Here is a 22205-nt window from a genome sequence, read left to right as displayed (position 1 = left end):
CCAACCAGAGAGCACCGACAACCGTCAGACGTCATGCCCCAGACGCATCCTCACCTCGACCACGTCGTCGAGATCGAGGCCCTCCGCCTTCCGGACGACCACCTTCAACGGCAGCAGATAGGTGCCGTCCTTGGGGAAGAGCGCGGTGGTGAACGTGGTCGCGCCGATGGTGGCGGTGACGGCGACCTGCCCCCAGTACTCCAGACCCCGGGCATCCTCCTTGAGGTCCTCGGCGTCCTCGACAGGCATCGGCACGTAGTAGTACGGCGCCGGCCCGCGCCACTCGATGACGGCTCCTTCGAACGCGTACTCCATCCCCTACTCCGCAGTGCCCGGGGCAAGCTCGAAGTCGTCGAAGTCGAACCCGGGTGAGACCACGCAGGAGACGAGCGCGTCCTCGGCCGAGGGGACCGTACGCTGCCACACCCCCGCCGGCACGACCGCCTGCGGCACCTGGCCGGCGGCGACGTCCACCCCGACGAGCACGCTCTCCCCCGCGACCGGAGCCTCGCCGGCTCCGCCGAGCTGCAAGGACACGACGCCGGTGTGCGCCAGCCAGATCTCGTCCGAGGTGACGCGGTGCCACGCGGACGACTCCCCGGCCAGGAGCCGGAAGTAGATCAAGGTCGCGGTCGGACGCACCCGCCCGTCGGACAGGGTGACGGTCTCGGCAGCAGCCCAGGTCTGCCGGAACGCCCCGCCTTCGGGATGCGGCGCGAGGTCAAGAGCGGAAGTGATGGAGTCAGCGGTCACCCGGCTCATTGTGCCGGGTGTCGTTGGCCGGGTCGTCGGGGAAGCGCGGGTCGCCGAGCAGGTACTGCCAGATCAGTCCCGGCTTCTCGTGCGGCACCGGCTCGGGGCCGCCGACCGAGCGGCCCTCGACCGCGTCCCAGACGGCGTCGACGGGACGGGCCACCCGGCGTACGACCTTTCCGGCGAGACCCGTGTGCGGCAGGTGGGGATGCGGACGCGTAGGCGCCCTCCGCTCCGCGGCGGCCATCCGCTCGGCGATCAGGAGAAGCTCGTCGTCGGAGGCCTCCTCGGCGAGGCGCGAGACCAGCTCGCCCTCCCTCGACTCCTGGTCGATGAGGGCCTCCTCGACCTCGCCCCACAGCACCGGCCAGCCGTGGGTGGTCTCCCAGGTGGAGCCGTACTCGTGCGCCTTCACGTGGAAGAGCAGCACCTCCAGGTGCCGCGCCGTGGGGAGGTAGTCGTGGACCAGACCTGCTCCGCCCTCGCAGCGGGCGGAGACCGCCGGCAGCAGTGCCTCGTCCACCGCGTGCAGGTGGCGGGACGTACCGGCGTTGAACTGGTCGATCGGTGGGCAGCCCCGGCGGGTCTGCTCAGGCCTGGCGATGATGCTCCGAGCGTGGGCCAGGCGCCCAGCCAGCTCGTCGTGCTTGCGTCGCAGCTCGTCCTGCAACACGGTCGTGGTGGCCATCTGCCTCACCTCGGCTGCTAGGGGGTCACCTTCCAGAATGCGCCCCTTCCCACCCCCGCGCAACAGGCAACCTGCGATCAGACGTCGGCGGGCCGCTCGTTGTAGACCCCGGCCAGGTCCTGGCCGCTCAGCGCCGCGATCGCCGCCATCACCTCGTCGGTCAGGGCACGGCGGGCCTTGCCGAGAGGTACGCCGTCGAAGCGCCCGGCCACCTGGATCGGCTGTCCGAACTCGACGGTGACCTTCGCCAGCCGCGGCAGGCTCGACCCGACCGGCTGGAGCTCCGCGGTCCCCCGCAGGCCCACCGGCACCACGGGCACGCCGGCGGTCAGCGCCAGGTGCGCCACCCCGGTGCGTCCGCGGTAGAGCAGGCCGTCACGCGACCGGGTGCCCTCCGGGTAGATCCCGAACGCCTCGCCCTTGTCGAGGACCTCCAGGGCCACCTCGAGCGAGCCGAGCGCGGCCTGCGGGTCGTCGCGGTCCACGGGCAGCATTCCCATGCCCTCGAACCATGCCCGCTGGGCGGCGCCCTTGAGCCCGGTGCCGGTGAAGTAGTCGGACTTGGCCAGGAAGTGCACGGGGCGCGGCGAGACCGACGGGATCACGATCGAGTCGGCGAAGCTGAGGTGGTTGCTGGCCAGGATCACCCCGCCGCTGCGCGGGACGTTCTCGGCCCCCGTCACCGTGGGACGCCAGACCGCGCGGAGAACGGGGGGAATGACGGTGTGGAGGACGCGATACATCACGGGATCATCGTAGGCGGCAACCACATCGCTTCGCGCAGGTCCACAGCCCCCGAGACACGTCGCGGGGTGCCCTCCTCGAGATAGGCCTGCCGGGCCTCCTCGCCGTGGGAGGCGGGGAGCGAGCCATCGGCCCGCACCACCCGCCACCACGGCATCCCGGCGCCCTCGCGCGCCATCACCGAGCCGACCTGCCGAGGCCCGCCTCCGAACTCGTCGAAGAGGGCATCGGCGATCGCGCCGTACGTCGTCACCGAACCGCGTGGGATCTGCTCGACGATCCGCAGCACAGCCTCGCCATACGCCTCACGCACAGTCGCCTCCCGGTCGGTCATGCCCGGCAGGTTAGCGCGCTGTCAGCGGCTGCCGTCAGAGGCTCCTGTCAGAGGACGCCGGTGAAGGGCTCGGTGCCGTGAACCAGACGCAGACCGGAGATGCCCGAGGTCGCCTGGGCGTACTCCAGCTCGAGGTCGAGGTCGCCGATGTTGTTGGAGCCCGGGAGCGGGAGCAGGCCGAGCGTCGACAGGGTGCCGACGGCCTTGCCCTCGGAGCTCAGGAAGCCCGATCCGGAGTCACCGGGGATGCCCGGGGTGAGGTTGTAGAGCGGGTGCGACCAACGGGTGCCGCTGTCCCCGAGCGAGAGACCGATCTTCGGCGAGAGCAGGTCCAGGTCGGCGCGCACCGAGGAGTTGCCGTAGGAGTAGACCCGGTCACCGGCGGCGGTGCCGTCGGTGTCGATCCCGGTCGGACCGCCCCAGATCGGCACGCTCGGGTTGACCTTGCCCTTGTCACCGGAGCTCACCTTGACCAGCGCGAGGTCGTTGTAGGCGCAGGTGTTCTCGTCGGTGGTGCCCCGCTGCTGCATGGTCACCCACGAGGAGTACGCCAGCGTGCCCTTGCCGATGACGGTGCCCTCGGTCAGCAGCGAACCGCCCTCGTTGAAGGTCACCGGAGTGCCCACCGGGAGCGACTTGGCCGCGCACCCGTTGGTGTCGGTGGCCTCGCCCAGGCCGGCACAGTGGGCGGCGTAGCCGACGTAGACGTTGGCAGCGGAGTCGGTGTAGACGAAGTTGGCGGTGCACTGGGCACCCTTGGTGTACATCTGCACGCCCGGGGTGATGGTGGCCGTGTCGGCCGGAGCCCAGGCGTGGGCCGGTGCCGGGATCAGGGCAGGCACCAGCGCGGCGGTCAGGGCGGTCGCGGCAAAGGCTGCGGCGCGGCGTACGGAACGGGTGCGGAGCATGTGGGGGCCTCGTCTCTGAAGTGATGTGACTCACAAGTAACGAGGCTCGACACCCCGGGGTTACGGGACCGCCACCACCACGGTGTTGCCCTGGAACGAGGTGCCGTCCCAGTCGTCGCACGTCACCACGACCAGCTTCGGCTCGCCGTCGGTGTCGAAGAGCCTCTTGCTGCGCTTGGCGACCTGCTCCTTGGAGAGATCGCGCACCGACCGGACGGTGTAGCTGAACTCCTCGTCCTTGGTCCGCACGACGATCTCGTCGCCCTCTGTGACCTCACCCAGCCGGTCGAGGATGCCACCACCGTTGTGCAGGGTGTGCCCGACGATCAGCACCGAGCCGGCGTCCGCGCCAGGCTTCGCGCCGCCCTTCCACCAGCCCATGAGCGAGGCGTCGGCGGGCGGGGTGAGCGTGCCGTTCTCCATCGCCAGCGGCACCACGTCGGCGTGCACGTTGAGCGACTCGATGGAGACGCCGCGTACCTTGCCCTTCTTCTTCGGCACCTCGGCCAGCGCCTCGGCCGGGATCGAGGACGTCGTCGCGGGCGGGGTCGCGTTGGCCTTCTGCGCCTCGTCGATCTTGATGTAGTAGTCGTACGCGGCATAGCCGAGCACCCCGACCGCGACCACGAGGACGACGACGAAGATCTCGCCGACGAAGGTCCTCAGGCTGGGTTGACCGCTGCTCACTCGGCCGAGCGTGCCACAGCCTCAGCTCGTTTGCGACGTACGGCCAGTCCGGCCCCCGCCCCCATCAGCAGCGCACCGACCCCGGCGAAGACATAGGACGGAGGTACGCCGCGAGTCGGGTCGGCGACGTTCGACTCCAGCCTCTCCGGGTCGATCGCGGTGCCGACGGCCGCGCCGGAGGCCGGCTCCGGGGCCTGGTCGCTCGCGTGGGCAGGGGCACCGAGAAGCAGTCCGCCGGCCAGGGTGGCACCGGCGAGCGTCGCGCTGAGACGAGCGCGTGTGGACAACGTCGAATCCTCCGAGGTTCGGGCATTGATGCAACTCCGCCCCCCGCAGCTGCGACCGTAAAACTATCGGGTACGCCACGCACAGATAAAGCCAGCGGCGACCCCAGAGGGGCCACCGCTGGCCTACAGTTCAGTAACCCTCAGTAGGAGGGCTGCGAGGGGTCGATCTGGTTGACCCACGCCACCACGCCACCACCGACGTGGACCGCGTCCGCGTAGCCGGCGCCCTTGGCGATCGCGAGCACCTCGGCGCTGCGTACGCCGCTCTTGCAGTGGAACACCAGCGGCTTGGCTCCGTCGCCGGTGAGCTCGGCGACCTGCGGGATCGCGTTGCCGTTGAGGAACTCGCCCTTGGGGATCAGGACGGCGCCGGGGATCTTGTTGATCTCGTACTCGTTCGGCTCGCGCACGTCGACGAGGACGAAGTCGCGGCTGCCCTCCTCGCGCTCCTTGATCATCTCGGAGAGCTGGTTGACCGAGATGGTCGAGCCGGCCGCGGCGTCGGCCGCCTCCGTGGAGATCGCACCGCAGAAGGCGTCGTAGTCGATCAGGTCGGTGACCGTCGCGTTCTCCCCGCACAGCGCGCAGTTGGGGTCCTTGCGGACCTTCAGCTTGCGGTACTCCATCTCGAGTGCGTCGTAGATCATCAGCTTGCCGACCAGCGGCTCACCGATGCCGGTCAGCATCTTGATGGCCTCGTTGACCTGGATCGAGCCGATCGAGGCGCAGAGCACGCCCAGCACGCCGCCCTCGGCGCAGGAGGGGACCATGCCCGGGGGCGGGGGCTCGGGGTAGAGGCAGCGGTAGCACGGGGCGTCGTCGGTCAGGGTCGGCGCGAACACCGAGGCCTGTCCGTCGAAGCGGTAGATCGAGCCCCAGACGTACGGGATGCCCAGGAAGTAGGCCGCGTCGTTGACCATGTAGCGGGTCGCGAAGTTGTCGGTGCCGTCGACGATCAGGTCGTAGCCGGTGAAGATCTCGCGCACGTTGTCGTTGTCGAGCCGCACGTCGTGCAGCACGATGTTCACGTACGGGTTGACCTCCTTGATCGCCGCCGCGGCCGACTCCGCCTTCGGCTGGCCCACCGTCGACTGCTTGTGGATGATCTGGCGCTGCAGGTTGGACTCGTCGACCTCGTCGAACTCGACGATGCCGAGGGTGCCGACGCCTGCCGCGGCCAGGTAGAGCAGGGCGGGCGAGCCGAGACCGCCGGCGCCGATGACCAGCACCTTGGCGTTCTTCAGGCGCTTCTGCCCGGCCATGCCGACGTCGGGGATGATGAGGTGGCGGCTGTAGCGGCGCACCTCGTCGATCGTCAGCTCGTCAGCGGGCTCCACGAGCGGGGCTAGGGACACAACTGCTCCTCAGTTCGGACGTACGTATGCCTACTTGAACACCGCAGGCACATCTCCATGTTCCCTCATTCGTGGGCGAGGCAACGACGCGTCCCGCGATCCGAGTACCAGCGGGTAGGCTGCTGGGGTGACCACGCACCAATCCGAGCTCGACCCCACTCGACCGCGAGGGGCCCGACTGCCCCGAACGGAGCGACGAGCCCAGCTTCTCGAATCCGCCCTCGAGGTCTTCGTCGCCTACGGCTTCCACGCTGCCGCGATGGACGACATCGCCGAGAGGGCCGGGGTCTCGAAGCCCGTTCTCTACCAGCACTTCCCCGGCAAGCTCGATCTCTATCTGGCCCTGCTGGAGAAGTCCGCGAACGAGATCATCGATCGCTGCCGGGAGGCCCTGGCGTCGACCGACGAGAACAAGGAGCGCGTGGCCCGCACCGTCGAGGTCTTCTACGACTACGTCGCCTCCGAGTCCGGTGCGTTCCGGCTCGTCTTCGAGTCCGACCTGACCAACGACCCCGCCGTGCGCGAGCAGGTCGACCGGGTCACCAACGAGTGTGCCGAGGTCATCGCCGAGGTCATCGCCGAGGACACCGGCTTCGCTCCCACCGCCTCCCACCTGCTCGCCGTGGGTCTGGTCGGCCAGATCCAGGTCAGCGCGCGCTACTGGCTCCACAACAACGGCGAGCTCTCCCAGGCCGACGCGGCGCGTCTGGTCGCCGGGCTCGCCTGGCGCGGCATCGGCGGCTACCCCAAGACCGACTGAGTCGGTTCGAATCCGGCTCGAAGTTTCCGCTCGTAGCGCAACAACGGGGTTCCTCATGGTCCGTGTGAGAGGATTCCGAAGCATTGATCGACCCATCGCAAGGAGGACCCGTGGAGGTCAAGATCGGCGTCCAGCAGGCCGCCCGTGAGCTCGTCGTAGAGACCGAGGAGTCCAGCGAATCGGTGGAGAAGCTCATCGCCGACGCCCTCGGCGGCGGCGCTGTGCTCGCTTTGACCGACAGCAAGGGCCGGAAGGTCATCGTCCCGACCGAGAAGCTCGCCTACATCGAGATCGGCCCGGCCAAGGTCGGCAAGGTCGGGTTCGCCGGCTGAACCGATCCGGACCGTACGACTCAGGGATGGCCCTGATTCCGGTGGCGAACTTCCGGGTTTGAGCCATGTTGTCCGTGCAATGTCGTCTCAACAGGTGCAATATCGAGGGATAGGCGCTTTTCATGGCGCCCTCTCAACCTGAAGGGATCTGGGCATGATCGGGACCATCATCACCGTCCTCGTCGGCGGCGTCATCATCGGGCTCCTCGGCAAGTTCCTCGCTCCGGGTAGCCGGGACAACATTCCGTTCTGGCTCGTCGTCGTCTGCGGAATCGTGGGCATGCTCGTCGGCGGCTGGATCTACTACGCGATCTTCGGCGTTGCCGGCAACGTCGAGGGCAACCCGAACTACGACATGTGGAACACGTCCAAGGGCATCGACTGGTGGCGTCACCTGTGGCAGGTCGTCGTCGCGGCCATCGCGGTCGTCGTGGCCGCCGGCATCACCGGAAAGTCCAAGGCCTGAGCCTCGACCAGGTCATCTCGAAGCGGTCCCGCCCCTTGGGGTGGGGCCGCTTCGGGCTATTTCACCAGTTCGGCTGCCGCGTCGGCGGTTCGGGCAGCGCGACGTCCGCCGGGCGGATGACATAGACGATCCGCCCGGAGCGGGCCCAGGCACGGTCGAGCTCGCCCGCGTCGTACGTCGCCCGCACCTCCGCATCGCTGACGATCCGGTGGGAGGCGGGGTCGTGGACGACGGGGTCGCCTTCCTCGTCGAAGCCCGTCAGCACGAGCAGGTGACCGTTGGTGACGTATCCGGCGCCGGTCAGCTCGCCGTCCTGGTGCGAGACGGCCAGCACGAGCGGGATCCCGGCCTCGAGGAACCGGGCGGCCTCGGCGAAGGAGCGGAGCCTGGTGACGTACGCGACCAGGCCGCGGGTGCCCGCATAGGCGGTGTTGAAGGCCCAGTTGCCGGCACCACCGAAGGACTCGTCGTAGACCTCCCTGACGGTGAACGGCACCTGCGGGTCGGGGGTCTCGTAGTCCACCCAGGCCGTCTCGGCGGGCGTCGGCCCGACGCCCCAGAAGTCGGCGATCATCGCCGTCGAGGCGGCACTGCACCAGGACTGCCCGCCACCGTCCCACTGCGAGTAGCGGTCACGGTGGAGCTGCTGCGAATAGGCGGGTACGCCACCCACGACCGTCCCGCGAGGCACCGCCCCCGGGCCCGGCGCCGAGTCCCGGGCGCCGGCCGAGACCATCGCGCCGAGCAGGCTCGCTCGCGGCGTCCGGGCCGAGCCGAACGACCTCAGCCGCAGCGAGAACGAGGTGAACCGGTGCCCGTCCCGCCCCAGGATCGTGTCGTCGTCCGCGACCGCGACCGGGTCGTCCTGACCGGCGACGGAGGTGGAGGTGAAGGCCGGGTCCGAGGACCAGCGAGCCAGCACCAGCCAGCCGCTCCGCTCCCCCGACTCGGCAACCACCTGAGCCGCGACCTCGACCCAGGTCCCGGGCGGGGTCACCACGTTCCAGGAGGCGACCAGCTCGTCGAAGCAGAACCCCGGGATGACCTCGGGAGACGTCCACACACCGGCTTCGGGGACGATCTGGGTCCCTGACCAGCCGGTGAAGAGGATGTCAGTGCTCAAGCCCGAGCTTGCCCATTCGCTCGACGTGGCGCTGGGTGAGCCGGGTGAGCATCTCGCCGATGGTGCCGAGGTCGAGACCCGGAAGGTGGCCGCCGGCGATCAGGTCACTGAGCCCCTCGCGGGTGGCCGCGACCTGCTGGGCCTGGGTGATCGCCTCGCCCATGAGGCGACGGCCCCACAGCGCCAGCCGTCCGCCGATGAGGTGATCGGCCTCGATGCCGGCCCGCACCCTGTCCACCACGAAGTCGGCGCGCCCGGCGTCCTCGAGGGTGGTGACGACGAGCTTGTGGGTGTCCTCGTCGAGGAAGCCGGCGACCTCACGGTAGAAGTCGTTGGCGAGCCCGTCACCGACGTACGCCTTCACCAGCGACTCCCACCAGTCCGCGGGCTTGGTGTGGGTGTGGAACTCGTCGAACCCCTCGCGCAGCGGCTCCATGGCCGCGTACGGGTCGGTCCCGAGCTCCACCAGCCGGTCGAGGACCGGCTGGATCTTGGCGTGCTGGGCGGCCGCCATCGCGAGAAGAGCCGTCTTGTCCTCCAGGGAGGGCGCCATCTTGGCGTCGTCGGTCAACCGCTCGACAGCCGAGACCTCGCCATAGGCGACTGCTCCGAGAAGGTCGATGACGGCAGCCTTGTAAACAGGATCACCGAACGGATCCTGAGGACCCGTGAACTCTGACGATGCAACCACGGGAGAACCCTACCGATAGAATGCCTTTTGACCGACCCAGCGCCGCTGATATTCAGCTTTCATATCGCGGCGGCTCGGATCCCGTATGTGCGCGGCGTGGCACTCGCTTGGCAAGCTCGAGACACCCGTGAGTCGCTCGCCGCATTCGATGAGACAAGCGAGTAGCGACGAAATCATGACAACGTTCAAGGACCTCGGTGTTCATCCCGAGATCTGCGCTCCGCTCGAGCGCAAAGGCATCACCACCCCCTTCGCCATCCAGGAGATGACCCTCTCGGTCGCCCTGCAGGGCACCGACCTGATCGGCCAGGCCCGCACCGGGTCCGGCAAGACGCTGGCCTTCGGCATCCCGGTCGTGCAGCGCAGCGTGTCCCCCAAGGACCCTGACTACATCGACCTCCCGCAGGGCAAGCCCCAGGCGCTGATCGTGGCTCCGACCCGCGAGCTGGCCATGCAGGTCTCGGCCGAGATCTCGCTGATCTCCGAGGACCGCGGCCTCCGTGTGCTGACCGTCTACGGCGGCGCCGGCTACGACCCCCAGATCGACGCGCTGGAGAAGGGCGTCGACATCGTGGTCGGCACCCCCGGCCGCCTGATCGACCTGGCCAACCGGAAGGTCCTCGACCTCTCCCACGTGCACGCCCTCGTCCTCGACGAGGCCGACGAGATGCTCGACCTCGGGTTCCTGCCCGACGTGGAGAAGCTCGTCACCCTCACCCCGGAGACCCGCCAGACGCTGCTCTTCTCGGCCACCATGCCGGGTGCGATCGTGGCGCTGGCGCGCTCCTACATGCGCCACCCGATGAACATCCGCGCCGAGTCGGCGAGCGAGCGCGAGACCGTGCCCGCCACCGCGCAGTTCGTCTACCAGGCCCACGACCTCGACAAGCCCGAGATGATCGGCCGCCTGCTGCAGTGCGAGGACCACGACAAGGTCGTCGTCTTCGCCCGCACCAAGCGGCAGGCACAGCGCGTGGCCGACGACCTCGCCGAGCGCGGCTTCGTGGCCTCTCCCCTGCACGGCGACATGCAGCAGGCCGCCCGCGAGCGGGTGATGCAGAAGTTCCGTGACGGCAAGGTCGAGGTCCTGGTGGCCACCGACGTCGCCGCCCGCGGCATCGACGTCACCGGCGTCTCCCACGTGGTCAACTACACGACCCCCGACGACGAGAAGACCTACGTCCACCGCATCGGCCGCACCGGCCGCGCCGGCGCCACCGGTGTCGCGGTCACGTTCGTCGACTGGGCCGACCTCCACAAGTGGAAGATGATCAACAAGGCTCTCGACCTTCCCTTCGACGAGCCGCAGGAGACCTACTCCTCCTCGGAGCACTTCCTCCACGACATGGGCATCCCGAAGGGCACCAAGGGCCGGATCAAGGCCGCCGCGCCCGCGAAGCCCAAGGACAAGGACTCCGGCAAGGACGGCGAGAAGCGCGAGCGCGCTCCCCGCAACCGTGACCGTCAGCGCACCCGTTCGCGCGGCGGCCAGGTCGTCGACAAGGCCGCTGCTCCGGCCGCGGCCGAGTCCGCCGGGTCCACGCAGCCCGCCGACGGCGAGGCCAAGGCCGAGGGCTCCGCACCCCGTCGTCGCCGTCGCCGCCGCTCGGGCTCGGGCGGCTCCGCGCCCAAGGCCGACGCCTGAGCTGCCAGGGCCAGGCTAAGGAATCACGACCACCTTGGTGCCGAGCCGCGCGAAGCGCCACATCGCCTTCGCGTCCGGCTCGGCCTGGCGGATGCACCCGTGCGACAGCGGTGTGCCGAGCTGCGCGCGGGTCTGCACGCGCTTGCCCTTGTCCACCGGGATGTTGTGGAAGCCGATCGCGGCGCGGGGGCCCTTGGTGAAGCGTACGAACCACTTCATCCGGCCCGAGTCGTCGATCCCCTTCGCGTGCTCGGAGCGGGAGAAGACCTTGTAGGTGCCGGGCTCGAGGTTGTCGTAGGCGCTGCCCGAGACCGGATAGGTACGCCGCGTCCGATCGCCCGCGGAGACGATCCAGACCCGCTGACGGCTGATCGAGAAGACGGCCCGCCGACCGGTGCCGGAATCATCCGGGAGCACCTTCTCCGCGGCGGCGATCCGCGCGTCGACGTAGCGGTCGATCGCGGCCTCACGCTGGCTGTCATGCGGCCAGACCGGGGTGCGGGCCGCGCCGTCCGCGCCCAGCTTCATCCTGCTGTCGGCCGCGCTGGGCCGGCCGTTGGCCACCGGCTCGGCGATGACCTCCATCCCGACGTACAGACCGGCCGACGTCAGCAAGGACGCGACGAAGAGCATCTTGGTGCGCCTGAGGGGCCGCGATCTCATGTGCCGCCCAGTGCGGTTCACTTCGCCATCACGTGCCCGAGTCCCCCTGCTAAATCCACGTCGAACATCATCCAAACACGTATCACCGCAAGTCAACTGTCACACGACAGACAGAAACCGTGATTCCGCTGGCGAACCGACGGCCCGGCGCCTGGATCGCCATCGCGACCCGTGGTGGCAGGATTGCCCCATGTCGAACCCCACCTCCCTGGTCACCGGCGCAACCGCCGGCATCGGACTCGCCTTCGCCCAGCAGCTCGCTGCCCGCGGACACGACCTCGTCCTCGTCGCCCGTGACGAGGAGCGCCTCGACGGCGTCGCCAAGAACCTGACGGACGCTCACGGCATCGGTGTCGAGGTGCTTCGCGCCGATCTGACCGACAGCGCCGATCTGGCCAGGGTCGAGGCCCGTCTGGCCGATGCCGATCACCCGGTCGACCTGCTGGTCAACAACGCCGGCCACGGCCTCAAGCGCCGCTTCCTCGACAACACCGCCGACGAGGAGACCGCGATGGCAGAGGTGCTCGTGATCGCCCCGCTGCGCCTCTCCCACGCCGCGCTGCGCGGCCAGGTGGCCCGCGGCCACGGCGGCATCATCAACGTCGGCTCCGTCGCCTCCTACCTTCCCCGCGGCACCTACTCGGCCGCCAAGGCGTGGATCAACTCCTTCACCGAGTGGGCCCACAACGAGTACGCCGGCCAGGGCATCAAGGTCATGGCCCTGCTGCCGGGATTCACCAAGACCGAGTTCCACGAGCGCCTCGGCTCCGGCTACGACTCGGCCCCCTCCTGGATGTGGCTCGACGTCGACGACCTGGTCCGTGAAGCGCTCGAGGACTACGACGCCGACAAGACCTTCTCGATCCCGAGCAAGCGCTACAAGGCCCTGGCCACCATGGCTCGGGTGGTCCCGTCCGGCGTACTCCAGAAGTTCCAGTCGCTGGGTCGCAAGTAGTCCCAGGCGTACGCGCCCGTTACGCGCCGGTAGACGGGCGCGTACGTCTGAAACTAACCGGCACGCTGCCGGAGGAAGCGATCCCGCTGCCAGGCCGTGAGGGCTCGCCGCTCGGCCACTGTGTTCGTCGGCACCCACCCCGGCGGCGGGGTGATCGTCCAGGTCCGCTCGCTCACCGGCGTACGTCTCGCTCGTGCTCTCGCCTCCCGGGTCCGCCTCATGAAATCGGCGGGCTGATGGAGGTCGGAGGCGACCATCGTGACGTACTCCAGGCCGGCCCGTCTGAAGTCACCCTCCCGTCGCAGATCCTTCGCACGCTGCTTACCGGCCAGATGTAGCTCGCCGTCGTACTCCCCCACCACTCCGGCCCGGAGATCGAGCACGTCGGGGGTCCCGATGTGGCGTCCGTCGAGGTCGAACACCGGCCTGTTGCAGACGATGTCGGCAAGCCCCATCCGGACCGTCCAGGTCAGCCGCAGGTCGACCTCCGGCGGGGACCAGACGTTCTCGTCGGCATGCCGAAGCGCCCACCGGAGGTGGTCGATCCCCGCCCAGCCGGTGAGTGTCTCGGCGTACGCCCGCATCTCCTCGAGCGAGATCAGGTCGCTCGCCGCCACCAGGTCCAGCCAGCGCACCGCGGCCACCGGCGAGGGCGCACGGCGAACTTCGAAGGCCGTGGACCGCAGCGGCCCGGTGACGACCACCCCGTCGTGGGTCAGTCGCTCGCCCGGCAGCAGGCGCTCGTGGCTCACCTCGATCCCCGGCCGCGGCCGGACGCGGCAGCCAGGAGTCACGACGGTGACCGGACGTCGGCTCCCGTGGTCATCGCACCCGTCGATCCACCGGACGTTGCGCCAGGCAAGAGCGGCCCAGCCTGTGAGTGCACCGTCGCCCGGCACCAGCACCGAGGCCTCGAGCACACGCTGCTGCGGCGACTCCCCATCGACGCCCGACGGAACGTAGAACCCGCGCGAAGAGCGCCGCCACGCCCGACCACGGGCCTGCTTCGGGGTCGGCCCGCTCACCCCCGCACGGTCCACCGGCACCGGCCGCACGAGGCCTGGCCTCCCGACGAGGTCGGGCGGCCGGAAGTGCAACACCCGAGCGCTCATGGCTCACATCATGGGGCGCGACCACCGACACTTCTCCCGAGCCGCAGACGGTCCCAGACGTTCGCGCCCATTACTGGCCGGTAGACGGGCGCGTACGTCTGAAACTGACCAGCGACCCAGAATCAGGCGTTCGCGATGAAGGTCGTGACGGCGTCGGCGACCATCTGAACGGCGATCGCCGAGAGGAGCAGGCCGGCGATCCTGGTGATGAGCAGGACGCCGGACTCCTTGAGGACCTTGAGGATCGGGACGGAGAAGATCATTCCGAGGAGCAGGGTGAGGTGTACGACGACCAGGCCGAGGCCGAGCCCGAAGCCGTCCGCGACGGAGTCGACGTCCTGGGTGAAGACCATGGTGGCGACGATCGCACCCGGACCGGCCAGGAGCGGGGTGCCGAGGGGCACCATCGCCACGTTGGCGCCTGCCGCGGCCACCGGGTCGTCGAAGTTGTCGGTCAGCAGCTCGAGCGCCACCAGCAGCAGGAGCAGGCCGCCGGCGCACTGCAGCGCCTCGAGGGAGATGTGCAGGTAGTGCAGGATCGCCTGTCCGAACAGCGCGAAGATCGTGATCACCAGGAACGAGACGGCGACCGCGAGGACCGCCGCCCGACGCTGCTTGCCCGCTGACTGACCGGCGGTCAGCGAGAGGAAGACCGGGATCGTTCCGACCGGGTCCATGATCACGAAGAGCGTCACGAACGTGGAGACGAAGAGCTCGGTCAACGCACGACCTCGGGGGTGGCTCGTCCGGAGGCGGCCGCGGCTGCGGCGGCGCGCTCCAGGAGCCGCTCGTACTCAGCGGGTGCAGTGGTGTTCACTCCCAGATGGTGACCCACCTTCCCGGTGCCGTGGTAATCGCTGGATCCGGTCACCACGAGGTCGAGGTTGCGGGCGATCACCCGCAGCTTCTCGCGCACTTCCGGGCTGTGATCCTGGTGGTCGACCTCGAGCCCGGACAGGCCCGCGTCGACCAGCGCGGAGAGAGCTGCCTCGTCGGGCTGCTCGCGTCCGGACCGGCCCCAGGGATGGGCGATCACGGTGACTCCCCCGGCGGCGGCGACGGTGCGGATCATCGGCTCGAGCGGGGCCGCGTAGCGGTTGACGTACGCAGGCTTGCCGGCGCCGAGGTAGCGGTTGAAGGCCTCGTCACGACTGCCCACGTACCCCTTGGCGACGAGCGCGTCGGCCAGGTGCGGACGCCCCGAGGCGGCGGCATCACCGGAGACGGCCGCGACGTCCTCGAGGGACACCTCGATGCCGATGCGGGCCAGCCGGGCCAGCATCAGCGGCAGCCGCCCGTCGCGGCCGGCCAGGACACGGCCGAGCTCCTCGACCAGCGGCGGGTGGGTCCGGTCCGGCAGGTAGGCCAGCAGGTGCACCCCGTGGCCGGCGTGGATGGTGCTGATCTCCATGCCCCGCACCAGCTCGATCCCGGCCTCGGCCGCAGCAGCGGCCGCCTCGTCCCAGCTGTCGGCGGTGTCGTGGTCGGTGATCGCGACGACATCGAGGTCCGCTGCCTTCGCCGCGCGAACCAGCTCGGTGGGCGAATCGGTCCCGTCACTCACCCGCGAGTGAGTATGGAGGTCGATGCGCACCCGCCTATCCTAGGGCGCGTTCCACCAAGTTCCACCGGGCCCTCCGAAGGGCAGCTCGACCATCTGTACGCCCAGATCGTCGACCTGGCGCAGGTGCCAGCCGTCCTGGAGCATGAGCATCGCCGTGGCCGGGCGGAAGACCAGCCACAGCCAGCGGCCGGCGGCCTCGCCGACGACCACAGACCGCTCCCACTCCTCGGCGCCGTTGGTCCACTGGGTGATCGGCCACAGCGGCACCAGCTGCCGCTGCCCGGCGACCCGGACCTTCGTCGTGGGCGGTCCGGTGCAGGCGTCGATGCCGGGGTCCGGTCCTTCCGTACGCGCGCACCGCGCGCCCAGCCCGACTCCGGCCTCCTCGGCGACGACGGTCATCTCGACGGGTCCGTCGTCGGGGGTCACACCGGTCAGCGTGAGCAGCGTCGCCGAGCCCTTGGCCTCGTCGCTGACAACCGCGAGGTCGGCGATCGACCAGCCCGACTCGACCGGCCAGGGAAGGTAGGTGGGCACGTCACCGGCCAGCGAGAGGACCTGCACCAGGTCCTCGTAGGAGGCCGGATCCGAACGCCACACCGGCGTCACCACACCATGCTCGGGACACGACTTGCTGCCGCCGGCACCGATGCTCGCCACCGGTGTCGCGCAGCGTGGACAGCCAACCGCAAGAGCCACCCCCTAACGGTGACCCGTGCCATCCGTCTGGTCAAGCGGTCCGGTCATGCGTCGGCGGCTTGTTTCGCGCGCGTGCGGGTGATCGCCCACTCGATCAGGTCGGCGAGCGCGGCCACCGCGTCCTCGGCCGGTTCGTCGGACGCGTCGTCGGACCCGCCGGGCGACCACTGCGGGACCGTCTCGGGGCCCCAGCCGGGGCGAGACCCGACGGCAGCCCGCTCGAGCAACCACTCCCGCAACGGTACGTGGGTGGCGGCCGCCACCGCCGCGATCCGGTCCTCGGTGACCGTCGACGGATCGGTACCGCTGACCTCGACCGGGGTGAGGTCGGCCCAGTCGCCGTGCAGGACGACACCCTGACGCTGCAGCGCGGCGACCTGCTGTCGTGCGCTCCTCTCGACCCACGGCGCGACCCGCAGCCCGAGGCGCTGGTCGTCGACGTCGAGGTCGCGCATGAGCCGCTTGGCGAGCACGTGCTTGCGGAGCCGGATGCCGGCCGGGAACCGCAGACCCCGCCGCTCGAGCTCCACATTGAGGCGGCGCAGCACGTCGGCGCGTACGACGCCGAGGGAGGCGTTGCGCGACATCGGCGTCGAGACGTCGCCGAACCCGAAGCCGATCACCTCGCCGAACCGCTCCAGGAGCACCTCGGACGGACCTCCCGGCGGGGGCACGGTGACCACGTGCACCGGCCCGGCGGCGCTCCAGCGCCTCGCGATCGCCGCCGCGTCCTGCTCCTTCCAGAACCGGTTCGTGCCGGTCATCAGGTCGGGCAGCGACCACCGGGGCCGCATCTGCTTGGCCGACGCGAGGAACTCGGGCCAGGTCCACAGCTCGCCGTTCTGCACCACCTCCTGCCACATCGCCGGCAGGTTGCGGTTGAGGTCGCGTACGGAGACCACGATCTCGACGGAGGCGAAGGACCGGGCGACCTCCTCGACCACGGCCGTGCCGGCCGGGGCGAGCAGCTCGGCGGAGACGACCGCGGTTCCTGGCCAGGCGTCGATCTCCTCGACGAGCCGGCCCCAGGATCCCCCGATCGAACGGTCGCCGGCCAGCGACCACGCCCGGCCGCGGACGTCCCAGACCGCGTCGACCTGCTCTCGCCAGCTCTTTCCCGGGACGAGAATGCCGAGATCACGTAGGTGCTCTCGATGCGCGAAGAGCGCATGTTGCAGGGACGTGGTCCCTGACTTCATCGTGCCGACATGGACGATCACACGGCGTGCCACAACTACCCCTTCCAGCGGCCGCGGGATGGTACGGCCGCCCTCCAGAGGTAGTGATCCAGCCTGTGCGTTCGACCCGGGCCGGCTATGGAGGGGCTATGTGTTCCAGCTCTTCACGACCGGCTGCCCGTGGTGGGCATCCAGCAGCGAGACGGTCGCGGTGTCCAGCCTGAACAGCCGTCCTTCGGTGACCGGGAGGCCCAGCCACACCGCGGCCAGGGCACACAGCGCGTGTCCGTGGGAGAAGACCAGGGTGTCGCCGTCGCGCTCGCGGGCGGCCGAGACGACTCGGCCCAGCCTCTCCTGGACGGCGGCCGCGGCCTCTCCCCCGGGCGTCTTCGCGGTCCACAGGCTCCAGTCGGGGTCGGTGCGGTGGATCTCGTCGGTGGTGATGCCCTCGTAGTCGCCGTAGTCCCACTCGACCAGGTCGTCGGTGAGGACCGCGTCCGGGAAGCCCGCGAGCTCAGCCGTACGCAGCGCCCGCTGTCGCGGGGAGGTCAGCACGGCGGCGTACGTCCGCTCGGCTAGCCGGGACGCGAGCTCCTTGGCAGCCTCCTCCCCCTCGGGCAGGAGGGGGAGATCGGTGCGGGAGGTGTGCCGGCCGTTGAGGGACCACTCGGTGGTGCCGTGCCTGACGAGGTAGAGGGCCATGCCCCCATCCAACCAGCCATCGGGCCGGCCGAATCCTCACGCCCGAGTGATGAACCGGTTGACCTCGCGGACGAACAGGTTGGGCGCGAGGTCGGCGGCGGTCGAGAGCGCCCTGGCCGGAAGGCCGACGGTGGTGTGCACCTTCGGCAGCCGTCCGCGCAGTCCCTTGCGCGGCTGCGCCATCTCCCAGACCTGGTCGGCGACGTCCTCGACGGTCAGCCGGATGCCCAGGGTCTCGTGGGAGGAGGCGGCGTTGCCGTCGAGCAGCGCGGTCTTCACCCACAGCGGCCAGACCGCCTGCACCCGGATGCCCTCCTTGCGCCACTCCAGCTCCAGCGCCTCGGTGAGTCCGCGCACGGCGTACTTCGACGCGCTGTAGGAGGCGATCTCCGGCTGCCCGTAGATCGCGCTCGCACTGCAGACGTTGATGACGCCCGAACCAGGGGTGGCCCGGAGATAGGGGTACGCGGTGTGGCAGCCGTTGATCACGCCGTTGACGTTGATCTCGATGGTCTGGTGATGCTGGGCCAGGTCGACGTCGGCCAGGCGGCCGGCGCGCAGGATACCGGCGTTGTTGACCAGCAGGTCGAGGCGACCGCCGGCTGCGGTGGCGAACTCCTCCAGCGCCGCGTTCCAGGACGCGGGGTCGGTGACGTCGAGCGCGCCGCCGACGGCGTTGTCGGAGCCGAGGATACCTGCCGAAGCGGAGCCCGAGGCGATCGACTGGGCGACGTCCCGGGCGAGCTCCGCGTCGATGTCGTAGACACCGACGAACCAGCCCTCGGAGGCGAACTTCTCGACGATCGCCTTGCCGATCCCCTGGGCGGAGCCGGAGACGAACAGGGACTTCTTGGTGGGCATCGGGTGCCTCCTTACACCGGGATGAGCGCCCAGCAGTCGAGGTCGAGCAGCACGCCGGGGGCGTACTTGCCGTCCTCGCCGCGCAGGGTCATCGACTCGTCGCGGCCCTTGGTGGCGACCAGGCGCAGTCGCAGCGCGCCGACACCGGGAGCATCGGTCTCGGCGCGGTCGAGCACCTCCGACCAGGCGTAGACGGTGTCCCCGGCGAAGGCCGGGGAGGTGTGGGCGCCGGCGTTGATCGCGGCGATCAGCTGGGCGTTGGCCAGGCCGTTGAACGACAGCGCCCGGGCCATCGAGATGATGTGGCCGCCGTAGACGAGGTTGCGCCCGTCGGGGCGGGCCTCGGCGTTGAAGTGAACCTTGGCGGTGTTCTGCCACAGCCGGGTCGCCTGCTGGTGCTCGGACTCGGTCAGCGTCACGCCGTCGACGTGGTCGATCTTCTCGCCGACCTCGTAGTCGCCCCAACGGTGGGGCTCGCCCGCCGCGGTGAAGTCGTACGAGGTGAAGTCGAGGCCCTTCGGCACGATCAGGTCCTCGGCGGCGACCGCCGGGGCCAGGTCGGGCAGGACGGTCTCGGGCGCGGGAGCATCGAGATCGCGCTTGTGCACCATCACCCAGCGAGCCCAGTCCAGCGCCACCTCGCCGCGCTGGTTGACGGCGGTGGAGCGAACGTAGACGACGCCGGACTTCCCGTTGGAGTTCTGCTTGAGACCGATCACCTCCGAGGAGGTCGACAGGGTGTCACCGGGCACGACGAGCCGGTGGAAGCGCAGCTCGGCGTAGCCCAGGTTGGCCACGGCGTTGAGCGAGATGTCGGGGACGGTCTTGCCGAACGCGATGTGGAAGGCGATCAGCTCCTCGACCGGGTGCTCCTCGACCACGACCGGCCCACGCAGCGCGGAGACGCTGAGCCCCACCGAGGAGGCGAACTGCGCCGAGGACGGGATGGCGAAGCGGGTCGGGTAGAGCGACCCGTACGCAGCCCGGTCGCCCTCGGTCACCGTGCGCGGCGTGGCGTGCTCGATGACCTGGCCGACCGAGAAGTCCTCGAAGAAGTTGCCGGGGTTCGTCTTGCTCATCTGCGGCCTCTCGTCGGTGAGTCTGGCGGTGCGTTGATTACCGGACGGTAACCTAGTTCAGACGATCCCGTGGAGGCGTTCCGGGATGCGTAACAACGGCTGGTTGCGGAGGTTGTCGATGTGCCCCGGGCCGACGGCGCGGTGCACGCCGTCCTCCTCGCGGACGAGCCTGGCCGGCAGGACCGAGGCCGGGTCGAACTCCTCGACATCGGCGCTCACCGCGGCGGTCGCGGCGGTCAGCAGGCCGGCGAGGTCATCGCCGGACCGTCCCCACGAGCTGCCCTTGCCGCGGCCCACCGCCTTGGCGAGCTCGTTGCGGCGGTCGGCCTGTCGTCGCAGCAGATCCAGGTCGGCGAACTTCATGTGGAGCATGAACAGCCCGGGATCGGGCACGTACGGCGCCTTGATCCCGTGGGAGGCGAGCGTCCAGGCGGCCGGCACCCGTTTGACCGACGGCTTGCACATCAACGGCGCGAACTGGGCGTACGAGCGCTGACCCATGATCGGCTTGCCGCTGACCAGCGGCCCCTCGACCGCGGTGTGGTGGATGACGTTGAGGGCGAAGGGGGCGATCACCCGCTCCGGCCGCCGGGACAGGTAGTCGGACAGGCTGGCGTACCTCGCCGGGTCGGGGACCAGGAACTCGTCCACGTCGGTGAAGATGACCACGTCGTAGATCCCCAGAAGACCGTGGGCGACCCCGCTGGCCAGGCCCATCCGGCCGGCCTCGAAGTTGCCCTTCCGGAAGCCGGGCAGGCGCTGGACCGTGCACGGGAGGTCGTCGGTGGAGCCGTCGGTCGAGCCGTCGTCGAAGACGATCAGGTTCTCGTGGCCGGCCGCTCGGCCGTAGTGGTCGACCCAGCGGGCGAGCATCTCGCCCTCGTCGCGGGCGATCGTGAGCACCGCGATCCGAGGCAGCGCGGCAGACGTGCCACGTGCCTCCTCGGCGAGTCTGCGACGACGGCGCAGGCTCCAACTGCTTGACAAAGAGTTCCCCCGAATATGTGTGTGTTGAGGCCCTACGTACGGACCAGCTCCTCTCGCCGGACGGACCACTCCACGAGGTCGGCCAGGGCGGAGACGGCACGTGCCGGGGCCTTGCGGCCCTCCCCCGGGTCGACGGCCTCACCAGGGATGGTCGGGTCGGCGAGCTTCTTGTCGAGGTCCGAACGCAGCGCGGCATAGGAAGCCACCGCGGCGTCTCGAACCTGCTTGTCGGTGACCTTGCGCGGGTCGATCCCGCGTACGTCCACAGGGGCCAGGTCATCGAGATCCCCGTGGATGGTCGCGTCCAGGCCGCGCAGCTCGGCTGCCTGGTCGCGGGTGAATCCCGCGGTCCAGCGCGGCGCCTGGAGCCCGATACGCGGGTCCTCGACCGTCAGGTCCGGCATCAGCCGCTTGCCGAGGACGTGCTTGCGCAGCGCCATCGCCGCCGGATAGGCCAGGCCGCGCCGGTCCAGCTCGGCGTTGAGACCTCTCAGCACCTCGACGGTCGCGGCGCCGAGGGAGGTGTTCTTCGGGGGCGGGCTCTGCATCCCCTCGGGGTCGAAGCCCATCGCCGCGCCGAAGCGCTCCAGCAGCAGTGTCGCCGGGCTGCCCGGCGGCGGCACGGTGACCAGGTGGAGAGGTCCGGCCTGGCCCCAGCGCCGGGCGATGGCGACCATGTCCTGCTCGGCCCAGAACCGCTTGCCGGGCCCGGAGCGACGGCGCTCGGGCGAGCCCGGACGGCTCTTGTTGACCGCGGCGAGGAACTCCGCCCAGGTCCAGTCGACGCCGTTCTGGACGAGCTCCTGCCACATCGACGGGATCTGCCGGTTGATGTCACGCAGCGAGAGCACGATCTCGGGAGTCACACCCGCGAAGCTCGTCGCCACCCGCTCGACCGTCTCGGGCCCGACAGGTGCGAGCAGCTCGACGGAGATCAGCGCGGTGCCGTCCCAGGCGTCGACCTCGGCGACCAGACGGTCCCAGGCTCCGGCGACCGAGTTCCCCTGCGGATGCTTGCGGCGGCCCTTCACGTCGAGGACGGCCTCGATCTGGTTGCGCCAGCGTGCGCCGGGGACCAGGAACCCACGCTCCGCAAGGAGTGCCTTGTTCTTGTACAGGGCACCCTGCAGATATGTCGTCCCCGATTTCATCGCCCCGACATGGAGCACTACGCGGCGCGCCAACTTCTCGTTACCTCTCGACCAGACCTACCCGACACCCCCGAGGGGGCATCGTAGCCTCAGGACCCGCCGCCGCCTGCCTTTCGGCGGTGCATCTTCGGTGCGCCACCGATTACCTCGGACCCGTGCGCCTTCTCCTTGGCCCCCGCACTCTCGGCGTGTGCGTGGTCGTTGTTGTTCTTCTTCTCCAGCGCCTCGCGCATCTTGGCTTTGAGATCGTCGTTCGTCATCGCTCTCCCTGAATCGGCGTTGCTAGATCGTTGGTCGGGTAACCCCCAACCTACGACAACGACAACGACGAATCCTCAGGTTTTCCGGACGAGACCGTAGTTGTGGGGGGGGGGGGGGGGGGGGGGGGGGGGCCCCCCACCCCTGGTAGGGCCCCGCCACGGGGGCCGGGGGCGCGCGCCACCGGTGAGGCGGGGGGGGGGGGGGGGGGGGGGGGGCGCGC

The 22205-nt window shown here is 69.8% G+C and carries 28 protein-coding genes; 5 read left to right on the top strand and 23 right to left on the bottom strand.

The window, feature by feature from the left end; genetic code table 11:
- Positions 1-24: 24 nt before the first annotated feature.
- From ACIRON_RS28610 to moeZ, 9 genes are all read right to left on the bottom strand, one after another.
- Positions 25-315 carry a DUF1905 domain-containing protein gene (locus ACIRON_RS28610; protein WP_402998126.1) on the bottom strand — a complete coding sequence of 97 codons (291 nt, stop codon included), beginning with the start codon at positions 313-315 and terminating at the stop codon, positions 25-27.
- 3 nt (positions 316-318) lie between these two features.
- Positions 319-762 (bottom strand): cupin domain-containing protein, encoded by a 444-nt coding sequence (locus ACIRON_RS28605; protein WP_402998123.1) that lies wholly within the window; start codon positions 760-762, stop codon positions 319-321.
- A complete protein-coding gene (locus tag ACIRON_RS28600) occupies positions 743-1441 on the bottom strand; it encodes a hypothetical protein (protein ID WP_402998121.1) in 699 nt (232 codons plus the stop codon). Before ACIRON_RS28600 ends, ACIRON_RS28605 begins: the two co-directional genes overlap by 20 nt.
- 77 nt (positions 1442-1518) lie before the next feature.
- Positions 1519-2184: a lysophospholipid acyltransferase family protein gene (locus ACIRON_RS28595; RefSeq protein WP_402998277.1), complete on the bottom strand. Its 666-nt coding sequence runs from the start codon at positions 2182-2184 to the stop codon at positions 1519-1521.
- Positions 2184-2519, bottom strand: a complete 336-nt coding sequence (locus tag ACIRON_RS28590; RefSeq protein WP_402998118.1) for an MGMT family protein — start codon at positions 2517-2519, stop codon at positions 2184-2186. Before ACIRON_RS28590 ends, ACIRON_RS28595 begins: the two co-directional genes overlap by 1 nt.
- Before the next feature lie 47 nt (positions 2520-2566).
- Entirely contained in the window at positions 2567-3427 is an 861-nt protein-coding gene (locus ACIRON_RS28585; protein ID WP_402998116.1) for a hypothetical protein, read from the bottom strand.
- A 60-nt stretch (positions 3428-3487) separates the two neighbouring features.
- A complete protein-coding gene (locus tag ACIRON_RS28580; protein ID WP_402998113.1) occupies positions 3488-4114 on the bottom strand; it encodes a class F sortase in 627 nt (208 codons plus the stop codon).
- The gene (locus tag ACIRON_RS28575; protein ID WP_091052603.1) at positions 4111-4401 is read right to left on the bottom strand and encodes a hypothetical protein; all 291 of its coding nucleotides are present in this window, start codon (positions 4399-4401) and stop codon (positions 4111-4113) included. Before ACIRON_RS28575 ends, ACIRON_RS28580 begins: the two co-directional genes overlap by 4 nt.
- A gap of 140 nt (positions 4402-4541) precedes the next feature.
- Positions 4542-5756 (bottom strand): adenylyltransferase/sulfurtransferase MoeZ, encoded by a 1215-nt coding sequence (moeZ, locus tag ACIRON_RS28570; protein WP_402998110.1) that lies wholly within the window; start codon positions 5754-5756, stop codon positions 4542-4544.
- A 127-nt stretch (positions 5757-5883) separates the two neighbouring features.
- On the opposite strand from moeZ, the gene ACIRON_RS28565 reads away from it, so the two are divergent.
- The 3 genes from ACIRON_RS28565 (at position 5884) to ACIRON_RS28555 (ending at position 7314) form a co-directional block, all read left to right on the top strand.
- On the top strand, positions 5884-6516 hold the full coding sequence (locus ACIRON_RS28565; RefSeq protein ID WP_091052606.1) for a TetR/AcrR family transcriptional regulator: 633 nt from the start codon (positions 5884-5886) through the stop codon (positions 6514-6516).
- A gap of 110 nt (positions 6517-6626) precedes the next feature.
- Positions 6627-6848 (top strand): DUF3107 domain-containing protein, encoded by a 222-nt coding sequence (locus ACIRON_RS28560; protein ID WP_091052608.1) that lies wholly within the window; start codon positions 6627-6629, stop codon positions 6846-6848.
- Positions 6849-7002: 154 nt separating this feature from the next.
- The gene (locus ACIRON_RS28555) at positions 7003-7314 is read left to right on the top strand and encodes a hypothetical protein (RefSeq protein ID WP_402998107.1); all 312 of its coding nucleotides are present in this window, start codon (positions 7003-7005) and stop codon (positions 7312-7314) included.
- 61 nt (positions 7315-7375) lie between these two features.
- Here ACIRON_RS28555 and ACIRON_RS28550 read toward each other — a convergent pair whose 3' ends face one another.
- Together ACIRON_RS28550 and ACIRON_RS28545 are read right to left on the bottom strand one after the other, a co-directional pair.
- Positions 7376-8437: a C39 family peptidase gene (locus tag ACIRON_RS28550; RefSeq protein WP_402998104.1), complete on the bottom strand. Its 1062-nt coding sequence runs from the start codon at positions 8435-8437 to the stop codon at positions 7376-7378.
- A complete protein-coding gene (locus ACIRON_RS28545) occupies positions 8427-9128 on the bottom strand; it encodes a ferritin-like fold-containing protein (protein ID WP_091052612.1) in 702 nt (233 codons plus the stop codon). The genes ACIRON_RS28550 and ACIRON_RS28545 overlap by 11 nt, the downstream gene beginning before the upstream one ends.
- A 175-nt stretch (positions 9129-9303) precedes the next feature.
- Here ACIRON_RS28545 and ACIRON_RS28540 point away from each other — a divergent pair, with 175 nt between their 5' ends.
- Entirely contained in the window at positions 9304-10773 is a 1470-nt protein-coding gene (locus tag ACIRON_RS28540; RefSeq protein ID WP_402998100.1) for a DEAD/DEAH box helicase, read from the top strand.
- Between the two features lie 15 nt (positions 10774-10788).
- Here ACIRON_RS28540 and ACIRON_RS28535 read toward each other — a convergent pair whose 3' ends face one another.
- Positions 10789-11436 (bottom strand): L,D-transpeptidase, encoded by a 648-nt coding sequence (locus ACIRON_RS28535; protein ID WP_402998097.1) that lies wholly within the window; start codon positions 11434-11436, stop codon positions 10789-10791.
- Between the two features lie 190 nt (positions 11437-11626).
- Here ACIRON_RS28535 and ACIRON_RS28530 point away from each other — a divergent pair, with 190 nt between their 5' ends.
- Positions 11627-12391: an SDR family NAD(P)-dependent oxidoreductase gene (locus ACIRON_RS28530; RefSeq protein ID WP_402998095.1), complete on the top strand. Its 765-nt coding sequence runs from the start codon at positions 11627-11629 to the stop codon at positions 12389-12391.
- Positions 12392-12444: 53 nt separating this feature from the next.
- On the opposite strand, the gene ACIRON_RS28525 is transcribed toward ACIRON_RS28530, so the two are convergent.
- The 11 genes from ACIRON_RS28525 to ACIRON_RS28475 form a co-directional block, all read right to left on the bottom strand.
- Positions 12445-13503, bottom strand: coding sequence for a hypothetical protein (locus ACIRON_RS28525; RefSeq protein ID WP_402998093.1), 1059 nt, complete (start codon positions 13501-13503; stop codon positions 12445-12447).
- A gap of 122 nt (positions 13504-13625) precedes the next feature.
- Positions 13626-14225 (bottom strand): MarC family protein, encoded by a 600-nt coding sequence (locus tag ACIRON_RS28520; RefSeq protein ID WP_091052619.1) that lies wholly within the window; start codon positions 14223-14225, stop codon positions 13626-13628.
- Complete coding sequence (locus ACIRON_RS28515; protein ID WP_402998090.1) at positions 14222-15097, bottom strand: PHP domain-containing protein; 876 nt, start codon at positions 15095-15097, stop codon at positions 14222-14224. Before ACIRON_RS28515 ends, ACIRON_RS28520 begins: the two co-directional genes overlap by 4 nt.
- A gap of 9 nt (positions 15098-15106) precedes the next feature.
- Positions 15107-15766, bottom strand: a complete 660-nt coding sequence (locus ACIRON_RS28510) for a DUF6758 family protein (RefSeq protein ID WP_402998088.1) — start codon at positions 15764-15766, stop codon at positions 15107-15109.
- 44 nt (positions 15767-15810) lie between these two features.
- Positions 15811-16998, bottom strand: a complete 1188-nt coding sequence (locus ACIRON_RS28505) for a hypothetical protein (RefSeq protein WP_402998085.1) — start codon at positions 16996-16998, stop codon at positions 15811-15813.
- Positions 16999-17091: 93 nt separating this feature from the next.
- Positions 17092-17646, bottom strand: coding sequence for a histidine phosphatase family protein (locus ACIRON_RS28500; RefSeq protein WP_402998083.1), 555 nt, complete (start codon positions 17644-17646; stop codon positions 17092-17094).
- A gap of 36 nt (positions 17647-17682) precedes the next feature.
- On the bottom strand, positions 17683-18507 hold the full coding sequence (locus ACIRON_RS28495) for an SDR family oxidoreductase (RefSeq protein ID WP_402998080.1): 825 nt from the start codon (positions 18505-18507) through the stop codon (positions 17683-17685).
- A gap of 11 nt (positions 18508-18518) precedes the next feature.
- A complete protein-coding gene (locus ACIRON_RS28490) occupies positions 18519-19586 on the bottom strand; it encodes a MaoC family dehydratase (protein WP_402998077.1) in 1068 nt (355 codons plus the stop codon).
- A 57-nt stretch (positions 19587-19643) separates the two neighbouring features.
- Positions 19644-20573, bottom strand: coding sequence for a glycosyltransferase family 2 protein (locus ACIRON_RS28485; RefSeq protein WP_402998075.1), 930 nt, complete (start codon positions 20571-20573; stop codon positions 19644-19646).
- Between the two features lie 32 nt (positions 20574-20605).
- Complete coding sequence (locus tag ACIRON_RS28480; protein WP_402998072.1) at positions 20606-21757, bottom strand: hypothetical protein; 1152 nt, start codon at positions 21755-21757, stop codon at positions 20606-20608.
- A gap of 56 nt (positions 21758-21813) precedes the next feature.
- The gene (locus ACIRON_RS28475) at positions 21814-21984 is read right to left on the bottom strand and encodes a DUF5302 domain-containing protein (protein ID WP_176884335.1); all 171 of its coding nucleotides are present in this window, start codon (positions 21982-21984) and stop codon (positions 21814-21816) included.
- Positions 21985-22205 lie beyond the last annotated feature (221 nt).

Source organism: Nocardioides sp. NPDC101246, from assembly GCF_044767415.1.
GTDB lineage: Bacteria > Actinomycetota > Actinomycetes > Propionibacteriales > Nocardioidaceae > Nocardioides.
Note: the sequence above shows the minus strand (reverse complement) of the source record. Positions and strands in the feature narration are given on the sequence as shown.

Coding starts and splice junctions, on each gene's coding strand:
- ACIRON_RS28610 (WP_402998126.1), bottom strand. CDS start 315: ATGGAGTACGCGTTCGAAGGAGCCGTCATCGAGTGGCGCGGGCCGGCG.
- ACIRON_RS28605 (WP_402998123.1), bottom strand. CDS start 762: ATGAGCCGGGTGACCGCTGACTCCATCACTTCCGCTCTTGACCTCGCG.
- ACIRON_RS28600 (WP_402998121.1), bottom strand. CDS start 1,441: ATGGCCACCACGACCGTGTTGCAGGACGAGCTGCGACGCAAGCACGAC.
- ACIRON_RS28595 (WP_402998277.1), bottom strand. CDS start 2,184: ATGTATCGCGTCCTCCACACCGTCATTCCCCCCGTTCTCCGCGCGGTC.
- ACIRON_RS28590 (WP_402998118.1), bottom strand. CDS start 2,519: ATGACCGACCGGGAGGCGACTGTGCGTGAGGCGTATGGCGAGGCTGTG.
- ACIRON_RS28585 (WP_402998116.1), bottom strand. CDS start 3,427: ATGCTCCGCACCCGTTCCGTACGCCGCGCCGCAGCCTTTGCCGCGACC.
- ACIRON_RS28555 (WP_402998107.1), top strand. CDS start 7,003: ATGATCGGGACCATCATCACCGTCCTCGTCGGCGGCGTCATCATCGGG.
- ACIRON_RS28540 (WP_402998100.1), top strand. CDS start 9,304: ATGACAACGTTCAAGGACCTCGGTGTTCATCCCGAGATCTGCGCTCCG.
- ACIRON_RS28535 (WP_402998097.1), bottom strand. CDS start 11,436: ATGAGATCGCGGCCCCTCAGGCGCACCAAGATGCTCTTCGTCGCGTCC.
- ACIRON_RS28530 (WP_402998095.1), top strand. CDS start 11,627: ATGTCGAACCCCACCTCCCTGGTCACCGGCGCAACCGCCGGCATCGGA.
- ACIRON_RS28525 (WP_402998093.1), bottom strand. CDS start 13,503: ATGAGCGCTCGGGTGTTGCACTTCCGGCCGCCCGACCTCGTCGGGAGG.
- ACIRON_RS28500 (WP_402998083.1), bottom strand. CDS start 17,646: ATGGCCCTCTACCTCGTCAGGCACGGCACCACCGAGTGGTCCCTCAAC.
- ACIRON_RS28495 (WP_402998080.1), bottom strand. CDS start 18,507: ATGCCCACCAAGAAGTCCCTGTTCGTCTCCGGCTCCGCCCAGGGGATC.
- ACIRON_RS28490 (WP_402998077.1), bottom strand. CDS start 19,586: ATGAGCAAGACGAACCCCGGCAACTTCTTCGAGGACTTCTCGGTCGGC.
- ACIRON_RS28475 (WP_176884335.1), bottom strand. CDS start 21,984: ATGACGAACGACGATCTCAAAGCCAAGATGCGCGAGGCGCTGGAGAAG.